Raw genomic sequence first — 22637 nt, 5'->3', positions numbered from 1 at the left:
TCCTGCGCGGCGTCCGCGTCAGCAGCCGGCGTCGCGCTGGCCGCGCTCAAGGCCGGACCTCGAGCACGTTGTTGAACGGGGTGCTCGCGGCCGGACGGAAACGTCCGAACCCGGCTGCGGTGGCGACGTCCCGGATCTTGGCCGGGCCGGCCTGGGTGCCCAGCGCGAGCCCGACGTCCTGGGAGAGCGAGGCCGGCGTGCACAGCAGCGTCGAGAAGCCGTAGAACGCCCGGCCGACCGGGTTGAGGTTGTCCTCCACGTGGTCGCCGGCCATCGGCTCGACGACCATCCAGGTGCCGTCGGCGGCGATGGCCTCCTTGACGTGCCGGGCCGCACCGACCGGGTCACCCATGTCGTGCAGGCAGTCGAACATCGTCACCAGGTCGAAGTCCGACCCGCTGAAGCCCGTGGCCGGAGCCACCTCGAACGTGATCCGGTCGCCCACCCCCGCCTCCTGCGCGCGCTGGCGGGCGATCTCGATGGACCCCTCGTGGTAGTCCGAGCCGACGAACGTGGCGTTCGGGAACGCCTGGGCCATCAGGATCGTCGACGCACCGTGGCCGCAGCCCACGTCCGCGACCTTGCCGCCCCGCTCGAGCTTGTCGACCACGCCGTCCAGCGCCGGCAGCCACTCGCCGATCAGGTGCGCGTTGTACATGGTGCGGAAGAACCGCTCGCAGCCCACGTGCACGTCGGCGTTGTGCGCGTGCCAGCCGAGTCCGTCGCCGTCCCGCGCGGCCTCGATGATGCTCGGGGCGTCCCGGACCGTGCCGTGCGCGATCTGGAAGAACCCTGGCAGGTACGCCGGGCTGCTCGGGTCGGTCAGCGCCGCGGCCTGCTCGGCGGGCAGCGTGAAGCGTCGGGTCTGCGCGTCGTACTCGACGTAGCCGCCGGCCGCCTGCGCGCTCAGCCACTCCCGGGCGTAGTGCTCGTCGGTGCTCGTCCGCTCGGCCAGCTCGGCCGGCGTCGTCGGGGTGCCGTCGGCCAGCGCGCGGTAGTAGCCGAGCTCGTCGCCCATCACGACGAGGGCGGTGTTCAGCGCGGCGCCGACCTCGTCCACGGCGCGGAACACGAACGCCATCAGCTTGTACGGGTCGATCGGGCGCTCGGTGGTGGTCGGGGTCGTCGGGGTGGTCGGTCGATCGATGGTGGTCACGGGCTTCTCCTCGTTCGGATGGTGTCTCTCGTTCGAGGCTGCGCGTTGGGCCGGTCCGCTCGCATCAGGGGACCCCCCTGATCCCTCCTAGACTCGTGGGGTGCTGGTGGGTCGCGAGGCCGAGCGCCAGGCCATCGAGGCCCTGGTCGCTGGTGCGCGGGTGGGTGAGAGCGGGTCCCTGCTGCTGATCGGCGAGGCGGGGATCGGCAAGAGCGCACTTCTGGAGGACACGGCCGCCACGGCCGCGGCGGCCGGGATGCGGCTGCTGCGCGCGACCGGTGCGGAGTCGGAGTCCGAGGTGCCGTTCGGCGCGCTGCTGCAGGTGCTGCGCCCCGGCCTCGACCTGCTGGACCGGATCCCGCAGCCGCAGGCCGAGGCACTGGCCTCCGCCCTGGCGCTGCGACCAGGCACCGGTGGTGACCGGTTCGCCATCGGAGCGGCCACCCTCAGCCTGCTCAGCCGGCTGGCCGAGGAGCAGCCGGTCGCCGTGCTGGTGGACGACGCGCACCTGCTCGACCGCCCGTCGGCCCAGGCCCTCTGCTTCGCCGCGCGACGGTTGACCGCCGACCCGGTGGTGCTGCTGCTCGCCGCCCGGGACGACGTCCCGTGCGCCGTCATCGAGGCCGGCCTGCCGACCCGCCTGGTGGTGGGGCTGTCGGAGTCGGACTCCGGGACGCTGGTGACGACGTCCGGACGACGACTCGCCCCGGACGTGGTGGCCCGGCTGTGCGCGGCGACCGGGGGCAACCCGCTGGCGCTGATCGAGCTGGCCGACGAGGCGGACTCACTGGAGTCGCTCGCCCCGGACGTGCCGGTCCGGGTGCCCGCGTCGCTGGCCCGGGCGTTCGCGCGCCGCGCCGACCGGCTCTCACCGGCGGCGCGCACCGCGCTCCTGGTGGCGGCCGCCGGTGCGGGGGACCTGGTGGTGGTCTCTCGGGCCTGCACCGCGTTGGGGGTGTCCGTCGAGGACCTGGACGAGGCCGAGCAGGTCGAGCTGGTGCGGCTCGACCTGGGCACGGTGCGGTTCCGGCACGACCTGGTTCGGTCGGGGGTCTACACGGATGCCACGCCGGCCCAGCGCCGCGCGGTCCATCGGGCGCTGGCCGACGCGCTCCCCGAGGCGGACGCCGACCGGCGGGCCTGGCACCTCGGTGAGGCGACCCTCGGCCCCGACGAGAGCACCGCGGCCCTGCTGGACGCCGCGGCGCAGCGGGCCCGGGACCGGTCCGGGCCGGCGGTCGCGGCGTCCGCGTACGAGCGCGCCGCCCGGCTCAGCCCGGATCCGGACCGCCAGGTCGAGCGGCTGGTCAGCGCGGCGGAGTGCGCCTGGCTGGCGGGGCTGACGGCGACGGCCGTCGACCTGCTGGCGCGGGCCGGCCCGCTGGACCGGGTCGGGCTGAGGATCCGAGCGGCCGCGCTGTCGGGTGCCGTCGCGGCGCGTACGGGTTCGCTTCAGGACGCCCGGGACGTCCACCTGAGAGCCGGCCTCGAGTTCGCCGACGCCGACCCGGATGCCGCGATCTCGCTGCTCGCCGACGCGATCGTGGACTGCCTCTTCCTGGCCGACACCGCCACGGTCGTGCGCGCTGCGGCCGCCATCGACGAGCTCGACGCGAGGGCGACCTCGACCCGGGCGCGCTGGCTCGGACAGATGGCTGCCGGCGTCGCCGGGGTCCTCACGGGACATGGCGGCCCCGAACGCATCCGCCGCGCGGTCCAGCGGGCGGTGGCGGACGACGTCCTGCGGCACGACACGGTGCTCGCACCGTGGCTGGTGATCGGGCCGCTGTTCCTGCGCGAGAGCGGGATCAGCCGCGAGCTGGTCAGCGCCGTGATGGCCTCGCTGCGCCGAGCCAGCGCGATCGGCGACCTGCCCTTCCTGCTGTTCGCCGTCGGTCGTGACCAGGCGACGACGGACCGGTGGCAGGACGCGGAGGCCACGTACAGCGAAGGGATCCACCTGGCTCGTGAGGCCGGGCACACCACGGACCTGGTGGCCTGCCTGGCCGGACTGACCTGGCTGGAGTCGCGTCGCGGTGACGAGACGCGCTGTCGAGAGCATGCCCAGGAGGCGCTGCTGATCGCCCGGGAGCGACACCTGGGCCTGTTCGAGGCGTGGTCGCTGTTCGCGCTCGGCGACCTCGAGCTGGGGTTCGGCCGTCCGGACGTTGCGCTGCAGCACTTCCAGCAGCTGCAGCAGCTGCTGGTCGGGCTCGGGTTCGAGGACGTCGACCTGTCGCCGGCACCCGAGCTGGTGGACGCGCTGGTCCGGCTCGGTCGCCCGGACGACGCACGCGAGCTGGCCGCCGGCTACGCCCAGGGGGCGGTGGCGAAGGGGCAGCCCTGGTCGCTCGCCCGGGCCGCGCGCGCCCTCGCGATGACCTGCCCGGACGACGAGGTGGACCAGCAGATCACCGAAGCCTTGCGGCACCACGAGCACACCCTGGACTCCTTCGAGGTCGCCCGCACGCAGCTGGCGCACGGCGCGCGGCTCCGGCGGGCGCGCCGGCGCACGGACGCCCGCGAACCGTTGCGGGCCGCGCTCGCGACGTTCGACCGGCTCGGCGCCGCCCCGTGGGCCGAGCAGGCGGCGGCCGAGTTGCTGGCGACGGGGGAGAGCGCCCAGCGCCGGGACGCCAGCGGGATCCGCGAGCTCACCCCGCAGGAGCTCCAGGTCGCCCGCCTGCTCGCCGGTGGTCGGACGACGCGGGAAGCCGCGGCGGCCCTCTTCCTCAGCCCGAAGACGATCGAGTACCACCTGCGCAACGTGTACATCAAGCTCGGCATCACCTCGCGGGCCGAGCTCTCGGCCAAGCTCCCGTCGTCCCCGCCCTGACCGCACGTGTCCCGCTATCCGGTGCGAAACCGGTCTGATAGCACCCGATAGCGGGACATCTGCGGGGAGGGGGTGGGTGCGTGGGTGCTGGTGGGGGAGGGCGTGGTGTGACGAAGGCGGGTGATGTTAGGTTAGGCAGACCTAAGTAAGCCTGACCTAAGGAGAAGCGTGACCAGCACTCGCCTGCGCGGAGCCATCGCCGCCGCGGCCGTCGCCGTCCTGGCCCTCGGGGCCTGCTCGACCGGTTCGGCCGGCTCCACGGACGAGGCCGCCACCGCCCCCGCCGCCGCGGACGCCTTCCCCGTCACCATCACGCACGCCTTCGGTGAGACCACCATCGCGAAGCAGCCGCAGCGCGTCGCCACCGTCGCCTGGGTCAACGCCGACACCGCCCTGGCCCTCGGCGTCGTCCCGGTCGGGATGCCCAAGGACGAGTGGGGCGGCAACGACAAGGGCTCCACGCCGTGGAAGGACGCCGCGCTAGACAAGCTCGGCGCCGCGATCGGCACGGCCAAGGCACCCGCGCAGTACTCCGAGGCGGACGGCATCAACTTTGCCGAGATCGCCAAGACCACGCCCGACGTCATCCTGGCCGCCTACTCGGGCCTCACGAAGGCCGACTACGACAAGCTCAGCAAGATCGCGCCGGTCGTCGCCTACCCCGACGTCGCCTGGGGGACGCCCTGGCAGCAGTCCACCGCGATGATCGGCAAGGCGCTCGGCAAGTCGGCCCAGGCGGAGAAGCTCGTCGCCGACACCGAGCAGACCATCAAGGACAAGGCGGCCGCCTACCCGCAGCTGGCCGGCAAGACCTTCATCTACGGCAACCTCGAGCCCGACAGCGGCGCCGGGATCAACATCTACACGCCGAACGACAACCGGCCGCGGTTTCTCACCGAGATCGGCATGAAGCTCGCGCCGGTCATCGAGGACAAGACCAAGGGCGGCAAGGAGTTCTTCATCGAGTGGTCGCCGGAGCGGGCCAGCGAGCTCGCCTCCGACGTGTTCGTCACGTGGGTGCCGGACGCCAAGACCAAGGCCGCGATCACCAAGGACCCGCTGATCGGCCAGATCCCCGCCGTCAAGAGCGGCGCGCTGGTGGCGGACTCAGACAACACGCTCACGCTGTCCATCTCGGCGTCCAACCCGCTCAGCCTGCCCTGGGCACTGGACAAGGTCCTGCCGCAGCTGGGAGCGGCGGCCGACACCGCCAGCTGACGCGTGGCCCACTCCACCCTCACGACGAGTCCGGCGCCGGCCGGCCCGGGGGACGACCCGTCCCTCGGCCGCCGACGCCGGATCTCGCCGTTCGCGCTGCTCGTCCCGGTCGTGCTGCTGCTCGCGGTCCTGGTGGTCTGCTCGCTGGCCATCGGCGCCAAGCACGTCTCGGCGCAGACCCTGTACGACGCGTGGTTCCACTTCGACCCGACCAACGGCGACCAGGTGGTCGTGCGGGCTCGGCTGCCGCGCACGGTGGCCGGCCTGCTCGTCGGCGGCGCGCTCGGTCTGGCCGGGGCGGCGATGCAGGCCGTTGCCCGCAACCCGCTGGCCGACCCGGGCATCCTGGGGGTGAACGCGGGTGCGGCGCTCGCCGTGGTCGTCGCGCTCGCGGTCTTCGGGCTGTCCGGCATCTCGGCCTACGTGTGGTTCGCGCTCGTCGGCGCGGCGCTGGCGGCGGTCGTCGTCTACGGCGTCGCGAGCCTGGGTCGAGAGGGGGCGACGCCGGTCAAGCTGGCGCTGGCGGGCGCGGCGATGACGGCGGGTCTGGCCTCGCTGACCAACGCGCTGCTGGTGACCAGCCGCCAGACCCTGGACAGCTACCGGTTCTGGCAGGTGGGGTCCGTCGGGCTGCACGACTGGCAGGCGATCCGGGCGACCGCGCCGTTCTTCGTGGTCGGCATCGCCATCACCCTGGGCACCGGCCCGCTGCTGAACGGGCTGGCGCTGGGGGACGACGTCGCGCGCGGTCTGGGGCAGCGGGTGGGGCTCGGTCGTGCCGTGACGGCGCTCGGCGTCGTGATCCTGTGCGGCGCCGCCACCGCGCTCGCGGGGCCGATCGCCTTCGTCGGGCTCGTCGTCCCGCACGCCGTTCGTGCCCTGGTCGGTGCGGACAACCGCTGGGTGCTGCCGCTCAGCCTGCTGGTGGCGCCGGTGCTGGTGCTCGGTGCGGACGTCGTCGGCCGTGTCGTCCTGCCGCCGGCCGAGGTCGCGGCCGGGATCTCGACCGCCGTCATCGGTGCGCCCGTGTTCATCTGGCTGGTCCGACGTCATCGGGTGCCGGGATGGTGACCGAGGTGCTCGGCCGCCCGGCGGCGTCGCCGGCCGAGGTGGTGCGGTCCAGCCGTTCGCGCTCCAAGCGCCGGGGGCGGGTCGTCGTCGGAGCACTGGTGCTCCTGGCCGTCGGGCTGTTCTTCGCCGACGTGCTCCTGGGCAGCTACACCGTCACGTTCGCCGACCTCGTCCGGATCCTCGACGGTGCGCAGATCCCGGGGGCGACGTTCATCGTGATGGAGGACAAGCTCCCGCGCGCAGTCACCGCGGTCGGCGTCGGCATCGCGTTCGGCGTCTCGGGCACGATCTTCCAGACGATGCTGCGCAACCCCTTGGCCAGCCCGGACATCATCGGCATCAGTGCCGGGGCCAGCGCGAGCGCGGTGTTCGCGATCGTCGTCCTCGGCGCGGCCGGCTCGAGCGTCTCGCTCGCCGCGCTGGTCGGTGGCCTCGCGATCGCCCTGCTGATCCACCTGCTGGCCCGCGGTGGTGCCGCGCCGGGGCAGCGGCTGATCCTCATGGGGATCGGCGTGGCGGCGATGTTGGGCGCCGTCACGACCTACCTGCTCAGCCGCTCGGACATGAACACCGCGGCGACCGCCTTCGTCTGGCTCAACGGCTCGCTCGGCGGCAGCACCTGGCCGCGGGTCGTCCTGCTCCTGCTCGGCCTGCTCGTGCTGCTGCCCGCGACGGGCTTGTGGGCGCGCCAGCTCGGTGCGCTGGAGCTCGGGCCGGACGTCGCCAGCGCGGTCGGGGTGCCGGTGGACCGGTCCCGGCTGGCGCTCCTGGTGGTCGCCGTGCTGCTGACCGGGATCGCGACCGCCGCCGCGGGGCCGGTCGCGTTCGTCGCGTTCCTCGCCGGCCCCATCGCGCGCCGGCTGCTGCGCGGCAACGTCTCGCTCGTCGCGTCGGCCCTGGTCGGCGCCCTGATCATGCTGACGGCCGAGTTCGTCGCGACCAACCTGGTCCGCGGCACGGCGCTGCCCGTCGGGGTGGTCACCGGTGCGCTGGGTGCGCCGTTCCTGCTCTACCTGCTGGTGTCCACCAACCGAGTCGGCCGGGGAGGCTGAGATGACGACCGAGCACACGCTGCACACGCAGCGGATGAGCCTGGCCTACGACGACCGCACGGTGGTGCACGACCTCGACCTGGCGGTGCCGCCGGGCCTGATCAGTGTCGTCGTCGGGGCGAACGCCTGCGGCAAGTCCACGGTGCTGCGTGGCCTGGCGCGATTGGCGAAGCCGACCACCGGAGCGGTGCTGCTCGACGGGCGGTCCATCCACGAGCTGCCCACCCGCGATGTGGCCCGCACCCTCGGCCTGCTCCCGCAGTCACCCATGGCGCCGGAGGGGATCAGTGTGACCGACCTCGTAGGGCGCGGTCGGTACCCGCACCAGGGCTGGTTGCGCCGGTGGACCCACGAGGACGACGAGGCCGTGGCCCGCGCCATGACGGCGACCGACACGCTGGACCTCGCTGACCGACCGGTCGACGAGCTGTCCGGCGGTCAGCGGCAGCGGGTCTGGATCGCCATGGCGCTCGCGCAGGAGACGGACCTGCTGCTGCTCGACGAGCCCACCACCTTCCTGGACGTCGCGCACCAGGTGGAGGTGCTGGACCTGCTGACCGACCTCAACCGCACCCACGGCACCACGGTCGTCATCGTGCTGCACGACCTGAACCTGGCCGCGCGCTACGCCGACCACCTGGTAGCCATGCGGGAGGGACGGCTGGTCGCCGAGGGGCCGCCGTCCCAGGTCGTCACGGAGGCGTTGGTGCGCCTGGTGTTCGGGATGGAGAGCCGGGTGCTGACCGACCCCGTGTCCGGGACCCCGCTGGTCGTGCCGGTCGGCCGTCATCGGACCGCCAACCACGGGGCGTCGTCCCGGTCGCTCGCCTCCGGGGCGTCGGCGTGAGCGCGCAGCCGAGCGAGAAGGCATCTGCTGTGTCGCCGCTGCTGGCCTTCGAGATCGAGGTGGTGGCGCTCACCCGGCTGTCGCCGCACTTCCTGCGGGTGACGTTCGGCGGGGACGACCTCGCCGGCCTGGACGACGGTGGGCACCTGGGCCCGCGGGACCTGCGGGTCAAGCTGATGTTCGCCTCGCCCGGCTTCGCCTTGCCGGACTTCGGCGACCTCTCCGGCGGCTGGTACAGCCAGTGGCTGGCCATGGACCCGGCCCGGCGCGGGTCGATGCGGACGTACACGATCCGGGCGGCCCGGGTCCGCGGGGACCGACCGCCGCAGATCGACATCGACTTCGTGCTGCATCCGGGGCAGGGCCCGGTAGGCCCGGCGGCCCGCTGGGCGGCCGACGTCCGGGTGGGGGACCGGCTGGTCCTGCTCGGGCCCAACGCGGCCGCCGCGACCGGGGGTGCGCCGCCCGGCGTCGAGTGGGCGCCGCCGACCGGGTCCGGCGTCCAGGTGCTGATGGTGGGCGACGAGACGGCGGTCCCGGCGATCGGGTCCGTCCTCGCCACGCTGCCCGCCGACGTCCGTGGCCAGGCGCTGATCGAGGTGCCGGACGCGGCCGACGTCCTCGACCTGGCGACCGCCGCCCGCGTCGACGTCCGGTGGTGCGTCCGTGGCGAACGGCCGCGTGGGCAGGCCCTGTCCGAGCTCGTGCGGACGGGCTTGGCGTCCGCCGACGTGGGCGTGAGCCCGGCCGCCGCCGAGGCGCTGCCCGAGGTGGACGTGGACGAGGAGATCCTCTGGGAGACGGGGGAGCCGGTTGCCGACGGCTGGTACGCGTGGCTGGCCGGAGAGGCCGCGATGGTGCGCGACCTGCGCCGGTACCTCGTGGGGGAGTGCGGCATCGACCGGCGCCGGGTCGCGTTCATGGGCTACTGGCGCGAGGGCAGGGCCGAGAGCAGCTGAGCAGAGCGGCCCGGGGTGAGCAGGCCTCAGGTGGTGCGACGGCGGAACAGCCAGGCGGACAGCACGGCCGAGCCCAGCCCGATGCCCACCAGCCACACCACGGCAAGCCAGCCACTGCTGCCGACCGGTGTGCCGAGGAGCAGCCCGCGCAGCGTGTCGACCACCGGGGTCAGCGGCTGGTGCCGCGCGATCGCCTGCAGCACACCGGGCATGGTGTCGATCGGCACGAACGCACTGCTCAGGTAGGGCAGGAACATCACCGCGAAGGTCACGCCGTTCGCGGCCTCCGGGTTCCCGGCCAGCAGTCCGAGCGCGGCCGAGAGCCACGAGATGGCCACCACGAAGAGCAGCAGCACGCCGGCGACGGCCAGCCACCCGGCCGCTCCGGCGTGCGGCCGGAAGCCGGCGAGGAACGCGACCCCGAACACCAGCAGCGTCGACACGATGTTGCGCGCCACGCTGGCCACGACGTGCCCGGTCAGCACGGCCGAGCTGACGATCGCCATGGTCCGGAAGCGGCGGATGATGCCACTGGACAGGTCGGTGGCCACGCTCACCGCGGTCTGGGACGCACCGAAGCCCGCGCACAGCACGATGATCCCGGGCACCACGTAGTCGACGTAGCCGGCACCGCCGATGGCGCCGCCGAACACGTACACGAACAGCAGCAGCAGGATCACCGGCAGCATCACCGAGACGAGGAGCGTCTCGACGCCGCGGACGGTGTGCCGCAGGCTGCGCCCGATCATCTGCGCGGAGTCGGCCACGAAGCGCGGGCGGTTCTGCTCGAGCCGGACGGACTCGTTGCGCGGCAACGGAACAGTGCTCATCGGGTGGCTCCGGTGGTCTCGAGCGGGCTGGTCGGGTCGGTGGTCGGGTGGCCCGTCAGCCGGAAGAACACGTCGTCCAGGCTGGCGGTGTGCAGGCTCACCCGGTCCACCGGGATCCCCTGCGCCGCAAGGTCGTTGAGCAGGTCGCGCACGGCGTGCGCGCTGGCGTCGGTGGGGACGCCGACGGTGAGCTGCGCCCGGTCACGGTGCACGACCCGCCCGGCCAGCTCGCACTCGGTGCGGTCGAACGCCTCGCCGTCGGGCAGGTGGAGGTCGAGCCGCTGCGGGCTGACCCGGCCCTTCAGCTCGGCCCCGGTGCCCTCCGCGACGAGGTGCCCGCCGTCCAGGACACCGATCCGGTCCGCCAGCTGCTCGGCCTCCTCCAGGTACTGGGTGGTGAGCAGCACGGTGACTCCGTCGCGCACCAGCTTGCGGACGACGTCCCACATGGCGAGGCGGCTGCGCGGGTCCAGTCCCGTGGTCGGCTCGTCCAGGAACACCACGCTCGGGATCCGGGTCAGCCCGACCGCGATGTCGAGCCGGCGGCGCATGCCGCCGGAGAAGGTGCGCACCGGCCGGTGCTGGGCGTCGGCGAGGTCGAACTGGGCGAGCAGCTCTTGGGTGCGGGCGAGTGCCGCGCGGCGGTCCAGGTGGTTGAGCCGGGCCATCAGCAGCAGGTTCTCGCGGGCGGTGAGCAGCTCGTCCACGGCCGCGAACTGACCGGTGGTGCTGATCAGGGCGCGGACGGCGTCCGCCGCGTGACGCACGTCGTGGCCGTTCACCCGGGCCGAGCCCGCGTCCGGCCGCACGAGCGTCGACAGCACGTTCACGAGCGTGGTCTTGCCGGCGCCGTTGGGCCCCAGCAGCGCGTAGACGGTGCCGCGCGGCACGGTCAGGTCGAGGTCGCTGAGCACCTCGACCTCCCCGAAGCGAACCCCGAGCCCACGGACCTCGATGGCGTCGGCCGGTGTGGGTGCTGCGGTCATGGTGGCCCCCTTCTGCCTCGGTTGCGACACGATCTGTGTATGTCGCACACTCAACTGTGTACGTTATACACACGCCTAGGGTTGGCGGTCAAGGACGATCGGGAGGAGCGCGCTGCGGATGCCGGACGAGGCCCACATCGAGGCGGTCGAGCAGCTGCCACGCGCCCTGCAGACCCTGTGGGGCCTGGGGACGCGGCCCCGGCCCGGGCCCAAGCCCGGGCTGAGCCTGGACCGCATCCTGGAGCGCGGCATCGCCATCGCGGACGCCGAGGGCCTGGACGCGCTGTCCATGAGCCGGCTCGCCAAGGAGCTCGGCTTCACCACAATGTCGCTCTACCGGTACGTCTCGAGCAAGGACGAGCTGCTGGTGCTGCTGGCGGACACCGCGACCGGCCCGCCACCGGTGATCGGTCCGGACGTCGTCGGCTGGCGGAACCGGCTCGCCGCGTGGGTGTGGGCCCAGATGGCTGGCCTGGCCGTGCACCCGTGGATCGTCCAGCTGCCGATCACCGGGGCACCCAACACGCCGAACACGTTGACCTGGGTGGACCAGGGACTGGCCGAGCTGGACGGCATCGGGCTCACCGAGATCGAGAAGGTGGGCGTGATCGGGCTGATCGCCAGCTTTGTGCGGCACGAGACGCTGATCCGGGCGGACATCACCGCCGCGGTGCGAGCCGCCATCGCGAAGGGGCAGCCCAGGACCCCGGACGACGTCGTGCTGGCCCGGCTCGTCGACCCGGCCCGCTTCCCGGCGCTGTCGGCGACCATCGCGGCGGGCGCCTGGTCGGACGACCAGGACCCGGACCTGGACTTCGGCTTCGGCCTCGAGCGCATCCTCGACGGAGTCGAGGCACTCGTTGTCCGACGCGCCACCTAGACTCGCCGCAGCGCGTCGTCGGGAGGGTGAGTGCCGGGTCGGATCAAGGCTGAGGTCGTCGCGGCCGTCAAGGAGCGGACGTCCATCGAGGACGTCGTCCGGGAGCACGTCACCCTGCGTCAGGGTGGTGTCGGTTCGCTCAAGGGGCTGTGCCCGTTCCACGACGAGAAGTCACCGTCGTTCAACGTGCGGCCGCAGCTCGGCGTCTGGCACTGCTTCGGCTGCGGCGAGGGCGGCGACGTCCTGTCCTTCGTGCAGAAGGTGGACCACCTCACGTTCAGCGAGGCCGTGGAGCGGCTCGCCGACCGGGCCGGCATCGCGGTGGAGTACGAGGAGGGCGGCGGCGCACCGCGCCGGCGCGAGGACGTCGGGCGGCGGACCCGGCTGGTCGAGGCCGGCCGGGTCGCCGAGCAGTGGTACGCCGAGCAGCTGGCGTCCGGCGCCGAGGCCGTACCCGGCCGCCGTTTCCTGGCCGAGCGCGGCTTCGACCGTGAGGCCGCGGCCCGCTTCACCGTCGGCTACGCGCCGCGCTCGGGCGAGGCGCTGACCCGGCACCTGCGCGACAAGGGGTTCACCGACGACGAGATCGTCACCGTCGGTCTGGCGGCTCGGGGCTCGCGCGGTCTCTACGACCGCTTCCGTGGCCGGCTCGTGTGGCCCATCCACGACGTCACGGGGGACTGCGTCGGCTTCGGTGCGCGGCGGCTGTTCGACGACGACCGCATCGAGGCGAAGTACCTCAACACCTCCGAGACACCGCTGTTCAAGAAGTCCCAGGTGCTCTACGGGCTCGACCTGGCCAAGAAGGCGGTCGCGACGCAGCGCCAGGCGGTCGTCGTCGAGGGCTACACCGACGTGATGGCCTGCCACCTGTCCGGCGTCGAGACCGCCGTCGCCACCTGTGGCACCGCCTTCGGTACCGACCACATCAAGGTGGTGCGGCGGCTGATGCGCGACGACGACGACGTGTACCCAGCTGAGGTCGTCTTCACGTTCGACGGTGACGCGGCCGGCCAGAAGGCCGCGCTGCGGGCGTTCGGCGAGGACCAGCGGTTCGTCTCGCAGACCTACGTGGCGGTCGAGCCGAACGGTCTGGACCCCTGCGAGCTGCGTCAGCAGCACGGTGACGAGGCGGTCCGCCAGCTCATCGCGAGCAAGGTGCCGCTCTTCGAGTTCGCGATCGCCACCACCATCGCGCGGTTCGACCTGAACACGGCGGTGGGGCGCGTCCAGGCACTGCGCGCCGCTGCCCCGGTGGTCGCCCAGATCAAGGACCGGTCGCTGCGCCCCGAGTACGCGCGCCGCCTGGCCGGGCACGTCGGGCTCGACGTCGAGGAGGCCCGGCGGGCCGTCGCCGCCGCCGGGCGCGCCGCGGAGTCCGCGCCCGATCGGGGACGCTCGAGCGTCGAGCTGCAGCCCGCGGCCCCCGACCAGGTGGTCGAGCGCCCGGTGGTCCCTCGCCCCGACCCGCGCGACCCGACGGTGGCCATGGAGCGGCAGCTCCTGCAGTGCGTGCTGCAGGCTCCTTGGGTGCTGGACACCACGGAGTTCGATGCCCTGGGGGAGGATGCCTTCACCGCCGAGATGCACCGCGTCGTGCACGTCGCGGTGCGCGGTCTCGGTGGCCTGGCGCAGGCCGGCGCGGGCTGGCACGAGCAGGTGGCCGCCGCGGTTCCGGACGACGTCCGCAGCTACGTGACGGACCTGACCGTGGCCGAGCTCCCCGTCGTCTCCGACGAGGGGCTGGCCCGGCTCGGGGCGTCGTTGCAGATCGAGATCGCCCAGCGCGATCTCGTGCGCCGCGAGCGGGACGTGCACAGCCGGATGCAGCGGCTGGACGCGGCGGGCGACGCGATCGGCTACAACGCCGCCCTGCGCGAGGCCCAGGTGCTGGTCGAGCGACGGCGGGCGCTCACCGCGCGCACGGACTGAGCGCACCGCCCCTCGGCACCCACCAGGCGTGTCCAACCTGTTGCGGAGATGTGATGCCCGGAGGAGCGGGCACCGCCTCGGGCCTGCTTACCCTTTCACCATGTCGTGGTGGCACCGCTCCGAGCGCGTCCTGCCGCTGCCGGCGATGGTCCGTGAGGGGCTGGGCCTGCCGCGGGGGGAGCGCGTGCTCGCGCACGCCCTGCGGCCGGACGGCGGCTGGGCCATCGCGACCACCAACGCGATGGTGCTGGTCGACCCGGTCGACGGTCCCGTCCCGGGCCCGGGGACGCCGTCGCTGCGCCGGTTGTGGCACGAGATCGCCGAGGCGTCCTGGGACCCGGACGCCCAGGCCGTTGAGGTCCGCTGGGCGGATGGCGACCCCGACACGACGATCGGCCTCAGCGAGCCGCTGGGCCGGTTCCCCGAGGTACTGCGCGAACGCGTGATGAGCACGTTCGTGCTGTCCCAGCGCATCCCGGTGCAGGGCCGGCGCGGCGTGACGGTCGCGGTGCGCCGTCATGCGGTGACCGGGTCGTTGTTCACCCAGACCGTGCCTGACCAGGGCGTCAGCACGCAGCGTCCGCCGGTCGCGGACCAGGTCGCCTCGCTGACCCGAGAGCTGGCGGAGCAGGCCGGTCTGTCGGTGTGATTCGGACCTCGCGATTTTCCTTGCTAGTGTTTGCGCCGCCGATCCCGCGTAGCTCAATGGCAGAGCATCCGACTGTTAATCGGACGGTTACTGGTTCGAATCCAGTCGCGGGAGCCAGCCTCAGGTGTCAGGCCCCCGTCCTGCGTGGACGGGGGCCTCGCACGTCCCGCTCCGGTCTCCCGTCGAGTTTGTTGGGCGCCCTACAGAACTCCGTCCGGGGTGTCGAAGAAGACAGGGACACCACTCACGGCATCGCGGGCGCCCCAGGTCCCGGACGTTGCCCGTACCCCGGGGACCAAGCGGCATGAGCGAGGCAGTCGCCGACGGCGCGCGACCGAGCGCCCGTGCGTGGATCCGCGCGCACGTGGTGCTGGTGTCCGCGTGCGTCGTGGTGTGGCTGCTGCCCCTGCCGAGCGAGCTGCGGGCCGCGGCGATGCTGCTGACCGGGCTGTCCACCTGCCTGGCGATGGTGATCGGACCGCGCCTGCACCGCCCGGACGACATGGTCACCTGGCGTCGCCTCCTGCTGGTCTGCGTGCTGTTCGCCATCGGTCCCGCGCTGCGGACGAACCCGGACGCAGGCGGGATCGCGGTGGCCCTGCCGGACTTCGTCCTGCTCCCGGGGTACCTGCTGCTGCTCGCCACGATGATGCGTGTGCTGCGCCTGCGCGGCGCCCGCGACGCCGACGCCGTGCTGGACGTCGCCGTGATCACCGGTGGCGCGACGCTGCTGTCGATCAGCTACCTCATCGCTCCCACCGTGGAGCAGGACCGCCTGCCGCAGTGGATCTCCGTGATGACCGCGGTCTACCCGGTGCTGGACGTCGTCGTGCTCGCCCTGCTGGTGACGCTGTCCTTCACCGCCGGTGACCGCGTCCCGTCCCTGCAGCTGATCCGCGCGTCAGCCATCTGCCTGCTCATCGGCGACCTCGGCTACGAGGTGCTGGCCCGGCGCGGGCTGCTGGCCGGCCCGGCCCTGCTCGACGTCCCGTTCCTGGTCTCGTTCGGCCTGCTCGGCGTGGCGGCGCTGCACCCCTCGATGGTGCGGTTGACCGCCGGCCGCCAGCAGCAGGTCCAGGCGTGGTCCTGGCAGCGGTTGCTGGTGCTGGTCCCGGCGCTGCTCGTGCCGTCCCTGCTCATCCTGCCGGACGCGAACCTGCCGCTGGCCGTCCGCTGGGTGCAGGCGGTGGGCACGGCGGCGCTGATGGGCGCGATCCTGGTCCGCGCCGGTCGAGCCGTCGGGCAGCAGACCCGCTCGCGGCAGGTGTTCGAGCAGATGGCCACGCACGACGCGCTGACCGGCCTGGCCAACCGTGGCGCGGTCAGCGACCGACTCGACGAGCAGCTCGACCTGGGTCGCGCCGTCAACGTGCTGTTCCTGGACCTGGACGGGTTCAAGCTGGTCAACGACTCGTGGGGCCACGCGATCGGTGACGAGCTGCTCCAGCAGGTCGCGGAGCGCATGCGCGGCGTGCTGCCGGGCCAGGTGCTGGTCTCCCGGGCCGGTGGCGACGAGTTCATCCTCGTGCTGCCGGTCCGCCGACAGGACCCCGACGGCCTGGTGTTCGCCGAGAACGTCATCGCCGAGCTGTCCCAGCCGTACCTGCTGTCGGTCGGCGAGGCCACGATCACCTGCTCGATCGGGATCGCGTCGTCGTCCGCCCTGGTCAAGCGCGGCGCCAGCGACCTGATCCGGGACGCCGACACCGCGATGTACCGGGCCAAGGACGCCGGCCGCAACCGGGCCGTGGTCTACGAGCCGTCGATGGGCGCGCTGGTGCGCGGCCGGGTCGAGCTGGACCGCGCGCTGCGCCAGGCCATGGGCCGCGGCGAGCTGGACGTCGCCTACCAGCCGATCGTCGACCTGGTCACCGGGCACCTGCTGGGCTTCGAGGCGCTGGCCCGCTGGAACCGGCCGGACGAAGGCCCCTCGACCCCGGACGTCTTCATCGCCGCCGCCGAGGAGAACGGCCTGATCCTGCCGATCGGCGACTTCATCCTGGGTCGCGCCCTCGACGAGCTGCTGACCTGGCGCTCGACATCCCCCCGCGAGATCAGCGTGAACGTGAACGTGTCGGGACGCCAGCTGCAGGACCCGCAGTTCACCGGACGGGTGCTCGCCGCCCTGGCCCACCGCGACCTGCCGGCGTGCTCGCTGCGGCTGGAGGTCACCGAGTCCACGCTCGTCGGGGACGACGCCGTCGCCGTCCAGTCACTGCGTGACCTGGAGCGCGCCGGGGTGCGCGTCTCCGTCGACGACTTCGGCACCGGCTACTCCTCGCTGAGCTACGTCAGCAAGCTGCAGGTCCACGAGGTCAAGATCGACCGCTCGTTCGTGGCCGGTCTCACGACCCGCCCCGAGGACCACGCGATCGTGCGGGCGACCGCCGCCATGGCCCAGGCCCTGGGGCTGGACGTCGTCGCCGAGGGCATCGAGACGCGCGAGCAGAGCCAGTCGCTCGTCGAGCTCGGCATCACCCGCGGGCAGGGCTGGTGGCTCGGGCGACCGTTGCCGGCCAGCGGAGCCGCCGAGCTCGTCGGTCAGCTGTGGACGCCGGCCGTCAACGTGGCGATGGGGCTGCCCCCGGCCCCTCGTCCGTCGTCCGACTGACGCCTTCGCGCAGGTCGATGGTGGACGGCGCGGGATCGCGCAGGTCGATCTCGGCCGGTACCGGCGTGGTGTACGCCCAGTAGCCCTGGCTGTCGACCATCTCGTACGAGACGTCGGCCACCACCGCGTCGGCGATCCGCTTGACGGCCCGGGGGACGTGGAAGCCCTCCATGTTGCGCTGCGGGACGTCGAGCACCAGGACGCCGCCGCGCGGGCCCAGCGTGCTGGCGACCGTGCCGACGATGAGCTGGAACGCGCCGCCACCCTGCTCGCTGGGCCGCACCCCGACGAAGCCGATGTACCAGCACTGCCCGGCCGCGTACTCCCGCGGCCAGCGGGCCTCGAAGAACTCGGGGGAGACCAACGGCATCGAGCGCAGGTCGTTGGACAGGGACGCGATGCCGGCCACCACGCCGTCCGGCCGGACCGCCAGGTAGATGGTGACGCGCTCGTCCGCCATGACCGCGTCGAACTCCTCGCGGGTCATCACGTGCCGCTGGATCGCGGCTGACCGCAGCTCGGCGAAGGAGTCGCTGTAGGCGTCCCAGGTGCGCTCGCGCAGCTCACCGTCGACGACGGTCTGGACGATCAGCTCAAGTCCGAAAGGCATAGCGGCAACCTAGCCCCGGATCGCCGCCAACCGGGTCGACGTTGCGCCTCTCGTGTGACGGATGTGGCTGCTTTGTGACCGGCCAGCACCGGATCCTCGATGGGCCGACGTATCACCGCACGCCCCAGCCGGGTCATCTCCTGGAGAGACCACGTGAAGGGAACCAGCCATGACCACCACCGAACGCAGCCTCGCCGTCGCCGGCGGGGTGCTGGGCGGACTGCTCGCAGCCGCGCTCGGCGTCCCCGCCGCGATGGCCGTGGAGAGCGCCGCCGTGCGGCGCAACCGCCGTCGCACGCTCGCCATGCGAGCGCTCGCTCAGCCGAACGAGCGCGCGGCCTGACCCTTGGCCGGTCGGGTCGCCAGCAGCCGCTGGGCGATACGGCCCTGGGCGGCGAGCGGCAGGTCGCGCAGGTCCACCACGTTGTCGCCGTGCTCGTTGGGCTCGGTCTGGGTGCATGAGCTCTGCTGGGGGGACATGGCGTCTCCTGACGACGGTGCGGTGGAGCGAGCCGATGACCCGCCGTGGTGTGGACGGTCGCGCTCAACGGCTGCTGGCCGCGGCTGCGTCCCATCCAGGTGGTTCAGCACTGAACGGGCCCGTTCTGTTCCCGACATCTCAGAGGGATCTGAGAGTCCGCGTGCCACGATCCCGGTGTGGACTCGAACGCGCAGGGCACCGCCGGACCGCGCGTCCTCGTCGTCGAGGACGACCGGCAGCTGTCCGCCATGCTCGCCGAGCTCCTGACCGACGAGGGGTACCAGGTGGACGTCGCCCGCGACGGGCAGCGGGGCCTGCACCTGGCCCTGACGCACCGACCGGACGTGCTCGTGGTGGACCGTGGGCTGCCCGCGATCGAGGGGCTCGACCTCGTGCGACGGCTGCGCCGGCAGGGCATCGCGGCCCCCGTGCTGGTGCTCACCGCCCGCGGCACCGTCCGCGACCGGGTCGAGGGCCTGGACGCCGGCGCCGAGGACTACCTGGTCAAGCCCTTCGACGTCGACGAGCTGCTCGCCCGGTTGCGCGCGCTGCTGCGCCGGCACGGCGAGGTGGCCGAGAAGCTCGCGCTGGGGGAGTCCCGCCTGCTGGTGGCCGACCGCCGGGTGGTCGACGGGCCGCACGGTCCGGTCGACCTCTCGCCGCGGGAGTGCGGCCTGCTGGAGGTGCTGGCCCGCCGTCCGACCCGCGTGTTCACCCGCGAGGAGCTGCTGGACCGGGTGTTCGACGACGCGGACACCCCCGGCGCCGTCGACACCTACGTCTACTACCTGCGCCGCAAGCTCGGCCGCGACGTCGTCCGCACCGTGCGCGGCAGCGGGTACCGGATGGGGTCCGCGTGAGCTCCCGGGCGACCGACCCGGACGAGGCGCTGCTGCGCCGGGCCGCCCGCACCGTCGCCGTGCAGACCGCCGCCGCCGTAGCGCTCGTCGTCCTGGTCATGGCCGGTTCGGTGCTCCTGCTCGACGAGCGCCAGCAGCACCGGCAGGCGGACCAGAGCGCTCGGAGCGCCTGGGCAACCGCGGACGACGTCCGGGACCCGCCCGCCGGCACCTGGCTGATCGCCCTCGGCACCGGCGGAGAGCGCGAGGTCACGGCCGGCGCGCCGGACGGGCTGGACGACCTCGACCCGGCGAGCCTGCCCGACGGCGTCACCCGGCTCGAGCGCGACGACCGAGAGCTCGTGGTGTGGACGGGTCAGCGCGACATCGGGCGGGTCAGCGCCGTCTACGACCTGACACCTCGGGAGTCCGAGGAGCGCCGCCTGCTCGCCTCGCTCGGGATCGCTGCGCTCGTCGGCGTCCTCGGGGCGGCGGCGGTCGGCGCGATCATCGGACGGCGCGCCGTCAAGCCGCTCGCCGAGGCGCTCGCGTTGCAACGACGCTTCGTGGCCGACGCCAGCCACGAGCTGCGCACCCCCACGACCGTGCTGTTCACCCGGGCGCAGCTGCTGCGCCGCCACCTGCGTGGCGTCGTCCCGGAGGAGCGGGTCGGTGAGGTCGACCGCTTGGTGGACGACGCCCGCAACCTCGGCGGGGTCGTCAACGACCTGCTGCTGTCGGCCGAGCTGGACCACCGACCGCAGGGTGGGGAGGACGTCGACGTCGCTGCACTCGCCGTCGACGTCACGACGAGCCTGCAGGCGCTCGCGGACCCGCGCGGTATCGGGCTGACGGTGCACGTCGGCCGGGAACCGGCCGTGGTGCGCGGCGCCGAGGCGGCGTTGCGCCGGGCGCTGACCTCGTTGCTGGACAACGCGATCGCGCACTCCGACGACGGTGGCCGGGTAGTGGTCGACGTCGCCGTCGACGCGGCGGCCGTGCGGCTGAGCGTGGCCGACGCCGGCGACGGCATCGACCCGCGCGAGGCGCACCGGCTGCTGGCCCGGTTCAGCCGGGGCACGACGGGCGACGCGGGCCGCCGGTTCGGCCTGGGGTTGTCCCTGGTCGCCGAGGTCGCCCGGGCGCACGGGGGCACGTTGCTGGTCGAAGGTGAGCCCGGCCAGGGTGCGACCTTGACGCTGCGACTGCCTCGGGCGCCGCGTCCCGCGCTCTGAGAAACCTCCGAGAGCGTCAACTGATGCTGGCGGCACCAGGCGGTGGACCGTCCGGGTCCGCCGCGACGAGGGGACGCGCATGCTCGACACGATCTTCGGCCTGCCCATGCACCCGTTGGTGGTCCACGCGACGGTCGTCGTGGTGCCGACGGCCGCTGTCGCCGTGGGTACGGCTGCCGCCTGGCCGCGCTTCCGGCGCTGGGCCGGTCCGCTGCCACTCGTGCTCTCGCTCCTCGCGGTGGTGCTCGTGCCGCTGTCCACCAGCTCGGGGGAGTCGCTGGAGCGTCGCGTCCCGCAGACCGCCCTGCTGCGCGAGCACACCCAGATCGCCGACGGGTTGCTCGTCTGGGTCATCGTCCTGGCGGTCGCTGCCGCCGCGCTCCACGCGGTGCAGTGGATCCACGGTTCCGACCCCGAGGTGCGCTGGCACGCACGGTTCGGCTGGGCCAGATCCGTTGTGCTGCAACGCGCTCGGTTGGTCAGCGCGGTCGTCGCGGTGCTCACCGTGGTCGGTGTGGCCGGCACCGTCGTGCAGGTCGCCCGCATCGGGCACAGCGGCGCGAAGGCCGCGTGGTCCACGAAGGCCGAGGCTCAGCCGAGGTAGGGAGGCGAGCCGATACTCTCGTCCCGACGACCGCCGAGCAGGGCCGGACGTCGGGGCGGTAGCTCAGCCGGTCAGAGCAGCGGACGCATAGTCCGCTCGGATCCTTCTCGGCTGCCCCCCGAGCGTTGATGCCTGGCCCGTCCGATGCGCGGCCGGGTCCAATGCTCCGAGCGCAGGGCCGCCGGTTGGTCAGGGCTTTCGCCTGGTTCTGTCGACCTGCGGACCGCATGCGGACGGACGCGCGTGGCTCTGATCCTACTGAGGCGGAGTTCCCGCTTGACCAAGGCATGCTTAACCGTCGGCCAACTCCCCGACTACCGTCTCGTGAAGTATTTCTCCGGTACTGGTCTCCTTTGGCCAGCCGTTCTGGCTATTGGCCGCCATGGCCACCGCCCTGTGGCCGCGACACGTTCTAGTATCCGCACATGAGCTATGCGGCCACTGTGCTAACGGTGATGATCTCTTCACCAGGCGACTGCGCCTCCGAGCGAAGGGTGATAGAGGATCAAATCCGCGCTTGGAACAGCCTACACAGCACAACTTCCGGCACAATTCTGAGACCGTGGCGCTGGGAGTTGGACTCCGCCGCTATTTTAGGTGAGCCAGCCCAGGACGCTATCAACGCACAAGCGGCACTATGCGACATTGTGGTGGCCGTATTCCACAGTCGTCTTGGAACGCCGACGAAGGAACACGAATCTGGCACCGCCGAGGAAGTACTGCTAGGCCTTTCGGCGCGCAAGCCGACACATATCTACTTTTCAGAAGCGTCCCATCCGGGAGACGTTGCTGAGGGTCAACTCAAAGCGCTCCGCAAATTTCGCAAGAGAGTCGACAAGATGGGGCTGAATGGTACCTTTTCATCGCCTGAAGGATTGGGCTATCACGTCCAGCAGGCGCTTGTACTCGACGTCGAGAAGTTGACTCGTGCTAGGACGGACTCCCCGACGAGGTCGGCAGCGGCCGACACGGCCGACCCTTCGCCTTGCGCAGAGGAGATAGTTCAGGAGGCCATCCTGGAGAAGTTGGCACTGGGACGCCATGTCTTCTTCGGGTTTCGATCGAATTCTCCAGCCGATGATATCGGAATACTGGAAGTGAAGAATAGTTCAGCTGGTGGCATTCGGTCTTTCGTAGTTCTTGAGGGAAAGGTAATAGACGGCAATTCATACGTATGTAGCTTTGCGCCCTCAGAGCATCAGGATTACGCTAGAGAAATCGGCGTCGGCAATATGATCCAAGTTATTGGAAACTGGTATAGGTATGTGGATGGCGAGCGTCAGCCGTTCATCATGACACCCGAGCTCAACTCGAGGGCGCAGGTAGAGGCCTATTGGATGGACGCACTTGGCGGTCTCTGGTCAACGGATAACAGAGGCGGGATACCGCAGCTTGTCGGACCTACGAGATAGGAATCGCTGGCGCGGAGGCGACACCTCTGGGGAGCTTGGCCCGCCTCAGTCTGATCTACCCGAACCGGTAGGCGTCTAGCAGTATGTGTAGCCCTTCGCGTCGCCCCAGGCGCTGAGGCGACGAGTGCGCCCAAGGGCGTGCCGCAGGCACGCCTGGTCGCCGTCGTTGTTAGATGTGTTAGGTGCGGTCTGGAAACGCATAGACGACGAGTTGGTTCCCTTGCCGGTGCTCGCTCCAGGGACCTGCCCGGCCCGAGCTTCGTGGTCGGGAACTTGTAGGCGTGTCGCTTGCTTGTCGCGCAACGTCAGCCGGTGATCGTTTTCCTGGTCTTGCTCGTGTTCGTGAGCCGGACCCACTCGGCGTTGAGCTTTGCAGTTCGTCACAGGCAGCTCGCCCCAGGCGAGTCGTACTGCACCTTCGAGATGCGC

General features: G+C 72.1%; 20 protein-coding genes and 2 tRNA genes. 17 read left to right on the top strand and 5 right to left on the bottom strand.

The features are described from left to right. Positions 1–46: 46 nt before the first annotated feature. Positions 47–1147, bottom strand: coding sequence for a class I SAM-dependent methyltransferase (locus tag ABEB17_RS00540; protein WP_378227117.1), 1101 nt, complete (start codon positions 1145–1147; stop codon positions 47–49). 109 nt (positions 1148–1256) lie between these two features. Between ABEB17_RS00540 and ABEB17_RS00535 the strand changes: the two genes are divergently transcribed. The 6 genes from ABEB17_RS00535 (at position 1257) to ABEB17_RS00510 (ending at position 9139) form a co-directional block, all read left to right on the top strand. Beyond that, positions 1257–3992, top strand: a complete 2736-nt coding sequence (locus tag ABEB17_RS00535) for a helix-turn-helix transcriptional regulator (protein ID WP_345714601.1) — start codon at positions 1257–1259, stop codon at positions 3990–3992. A gap of 168 nt (positions 3993–4160) precedes the next feature. After that, complete coding sequence (locus tag ABEB17_RS00530; RefSeq protein ID WP_345714600.1) at positions 4161–5210, top strand: iron-siderophore ABC transporter substrate-binding protein; 1050 nt, start codon at positions 4161–4163, stop codon at positions 5208–5210. Positions 5211–5213: 3 nt separating this feature from the next. Continuing rightward, positions 5214–6281 (top strand): FecCD family ABC transporter permease, encoded by a 1068-nt coding sequence (locus tag ABEB17_RS00525; protein ID WP_378227103.1) that lies wholly within the window; start codon positions 5214–5216, stop codon positions 6279–6281. Further along, positions 6275–7333, top strand: a complete 1059-nt coding sequence (locus tag ABEB17_RS00520) for a FecCD family ABC transporter permease (protein ID WP_345714599.1) — start codon at positions 6275–6277, stop codon at positions 7331–7333. Before ABEB17_RS00525 ends, ABEB17_RS00520 begins: the two co-directional genes overlap by 7 nt. A gap of 1 nt (position 7334) precedes the next feature. Beyond that, positions 7335–8180 (top strand): ABC transporter ATP-binding protein, encoded by an 846-nt coding sequence (locus ABEB17_RS00515; protein ID WP_345714598.1) that lies wholly within the window; start codon positions 7335–7337, stop codon positions 8178–8180. Beyond that, on the top strand, positions 8177–9139 hold the full coding sequence (locus tag ABEB17_RS00510; RefSeq protein ID WP_345714597.1) for a siderophore-interacting protein: 963 nt from the start codon (positions 8177–8179) through the stop codon (positions 9137–9139). Before ABEB17_RS00515 ends, ABEB17_RS00510 begins: the two co-directional genes overlap by 4 nt. Positions 9140–9165: 26 nt before the next feature. On the opposite strand, the gene ABEB17_RS00505 is transcribed toward ABEB17_RS00510, so the two are convergent. Both ABEB17_RS00505 and ABEB17_RS00500 read right to left on the bottom strand, forming a co-directional pair. After that, positions 9166–9969 (bottom strand): ABC transporter permease, encoded by an 804-nt coding sequence (locus ABEB17_RS00505; RefSeq protein ID WP_378227102.1) that lies wholly within the window; start codon positions 9967–9969, stop codon positions 9166–9168. Next, a complete protein-coding gene (locus ABEB17_RS00500) occupies positions 9966–10955 on the bottom strand; it encodes an ATP-binding cassette domain-containing protein (RefSeq protein WP_345714596.1) in 990 nt (329 codons plus the stop codon). Before ABEB17_RS00500 ends, ABEB17_RS00505 begins: the two co-directional genes overlap by 4 nt. A gap of 118 nt (positions 10956–11073) precedes the next feature. On the opposite strand from ABEB17_RS00500, the gene ABEB17_RS00495 reads away from it, so the two are divergent. The 5 genes from ABEB17_RS00495 to ABEB17_RS00475 all read left to right on the top strand — a co-directional run bounded on the left by ABEB17_RS00495 (position 11074) and on the right by ABEB17_RS00475 (position 17027). Then, the gene (locus tag ABEB17_RS00495; protein ID WP_345714595.1) at positions 11074–11835 is read left to right on the top strand and encodes a TetR/AcrR family transcriptional regulator; all 762 of its coding nucleotides are present in this window, start codon (positions 11074–11076) and stop codon (positions 11833–11835) included. A gap of 30 nt (positions 11836–11865) precedes the next feature. After that, positions 11866–13767, top strand: coding sequence for a DNA primase (gene dnaG / locus ABEB17_RS00490; RefSeq protein WP_345714593.1), 1902 nt, complete (start codon positions 11866–11868; stop codon positions 13765–13767). A gap of 100 nt (positions 13768–13867) precedes the next feature. Continuing rightward, positions 13868–14416 carry a hypothetical protein gene (locus ABEB17_RS00485; RefSeq protein WP_345714592.1) on the top strand — a complete coding sequence of 183 codons (549 nt, stop codon included), beginning with the start codon at positions 13868–13870 and terminating at the stop codon, positions 14414–14416. Between the two features lie 42 nt (positions 14417–14458). Continuing rightward, positions 14459–14533, top strand: a tRNA-Asn gene (locus ABEB17_RS00480). Positions 14534–14720: 187 nt separating this feature from the next. Beyond that, positions 14721–17027 carry a putative bifunctional diguanylate cyclase/phosphodiesterase gene (locus tag ABEB17_RS00475; RefSeq protein ID WP_345714591.1) on the top strand — a complete coding sequence of 769 codons (2307 nt, stop codon included), beginning with the start codon at positions 14721–14723 and terminating at the stop codon, positions 17025–17027. Here ABEB17_RS00475 and ABEB17_RS00470 read toward each other — a convergent pair. Continuing rightward, positions 16978–17637, bottom strand: a complete 660-nt coding sequence (locus tag ABEB17_RS00470; protein WP_345714590.1) for a hypothetical protein — start codon at positions 17635–17637, stop codon at positions 16978–16980. The genes ABEB17_RS00475 and ABEB17_RS00470 overlap by 50 nt on opposite strands. Positions 17638–17806: 169 nt before the next feature. On the opposite strand from ABEB17_RS00470, the gene ABEB17_RS00465 reads away from it, so the two are divergent. Further along, the gene (locus tag ABEB17_RS00465; protein ID WP_345714589.1) at positions 17807–17980 is read left to right on the top strand and encodes a hypothetical protein; all 174 of its coding nucleotides are present in this window, start codon (positions 17807–17809) and stop codon (positions 17978–17980) included. On the opposite strand, the gene ABEB17_RS00460 is transcribed toward ABEB17_RS00465, so the two are convergent. Continuing rightward, positions 17956–18117: a hypothetical protein gene (locus tag ABEB17_RS00460; RefSeq protein ID WP_345714588.1), complete on the bottom strand. Its 162-nt coding sequence runs from the start codon at positions 18115–18117 to the stop codon at positions 17956–17958. The genes ABEB17_RS00465 and ABEB17_RS00460 overlap by 25 nt on opposite strands. 177 nt (positions 18118–18294) lie before the next feature. Between ABEB17_RS00460 and ABEB17_RS00455 the strand changes: the two genes are divergently transcribed. The 5 genes from ABEB17_RS00455 (at position 18295) to ABEB17_RS00435 (ending at position 22208) form a co-directional block, all read left to right on the top strand. After that, positions 18295–18978: a response regulator transcription factor gene (locus tag ABEB17_RS00455; protein ID WP_345714586.1), complete on the top strand. Its 684-nt coding sequence runs from the start codon at positions 18295–18297 to the stop codon at positions 18976–18978. Beyond that, positions 18975–20192, top strand: coding sequence for a sensor histidine kinase (locus tag ABEB17_RS00450; RefSeq protein ID WP_345714585.1), 1218 nt, complete (start codon positions 18975–18977; stop codon positions 20190–20192). The genes ABEB17_RS00455 and ABEB17_RS00450 overlap by 4 nt, the downstream gene beginning before the upstream one ends. Before the next feature lie 79 nt (positions 20193–20271). Continuing rightward, positions 20272–20796 (top strand): hypothetical protein, encoded by a 525-nt coding sequence (locus tag ABEB17_RS00445; protein ID WP_345714584.1) that lies wholly within the window; start codon positions 20272–20274, stop codon positions 20794–20796. 52 nt (positions 20797–20848) lie between these two features. Then, positions 20849–20915, top strand: a tRNA-Ile gene (locus ABEB17_RS00440). A gap of 306 nt (positions 20916–21221) precedes the next feature. After that, the gene (locus tag ABEB17_RS00435; protein ID WP_345714583.1) at positions 21222–22208 is read left to right on the top strand and encodes a hypothetical protein; all 987 of its coding nucleotides are present in this window, start codon (positions 21222–21224) and stop codon (positions 22206–22208) included. The last annotated feature ends 429 nt before the right edge of the window (positions 22209–22637 follow it).

Origin of the sequence: Angustibacter luteus (genome assembly GCF_039541115.1) — a bacterium.
GTDB lineage: Bacteria > Actinomycetota > Actinomycetes > Actinomycetales > Angustibacteraceae > Angustibacter > Angustibacter luteus.
The sequence above is the reverse complement of the archived record's forward strand: the minus strand, read 5'-3'. Positions and strand labels throughout refer to the sequence as shown.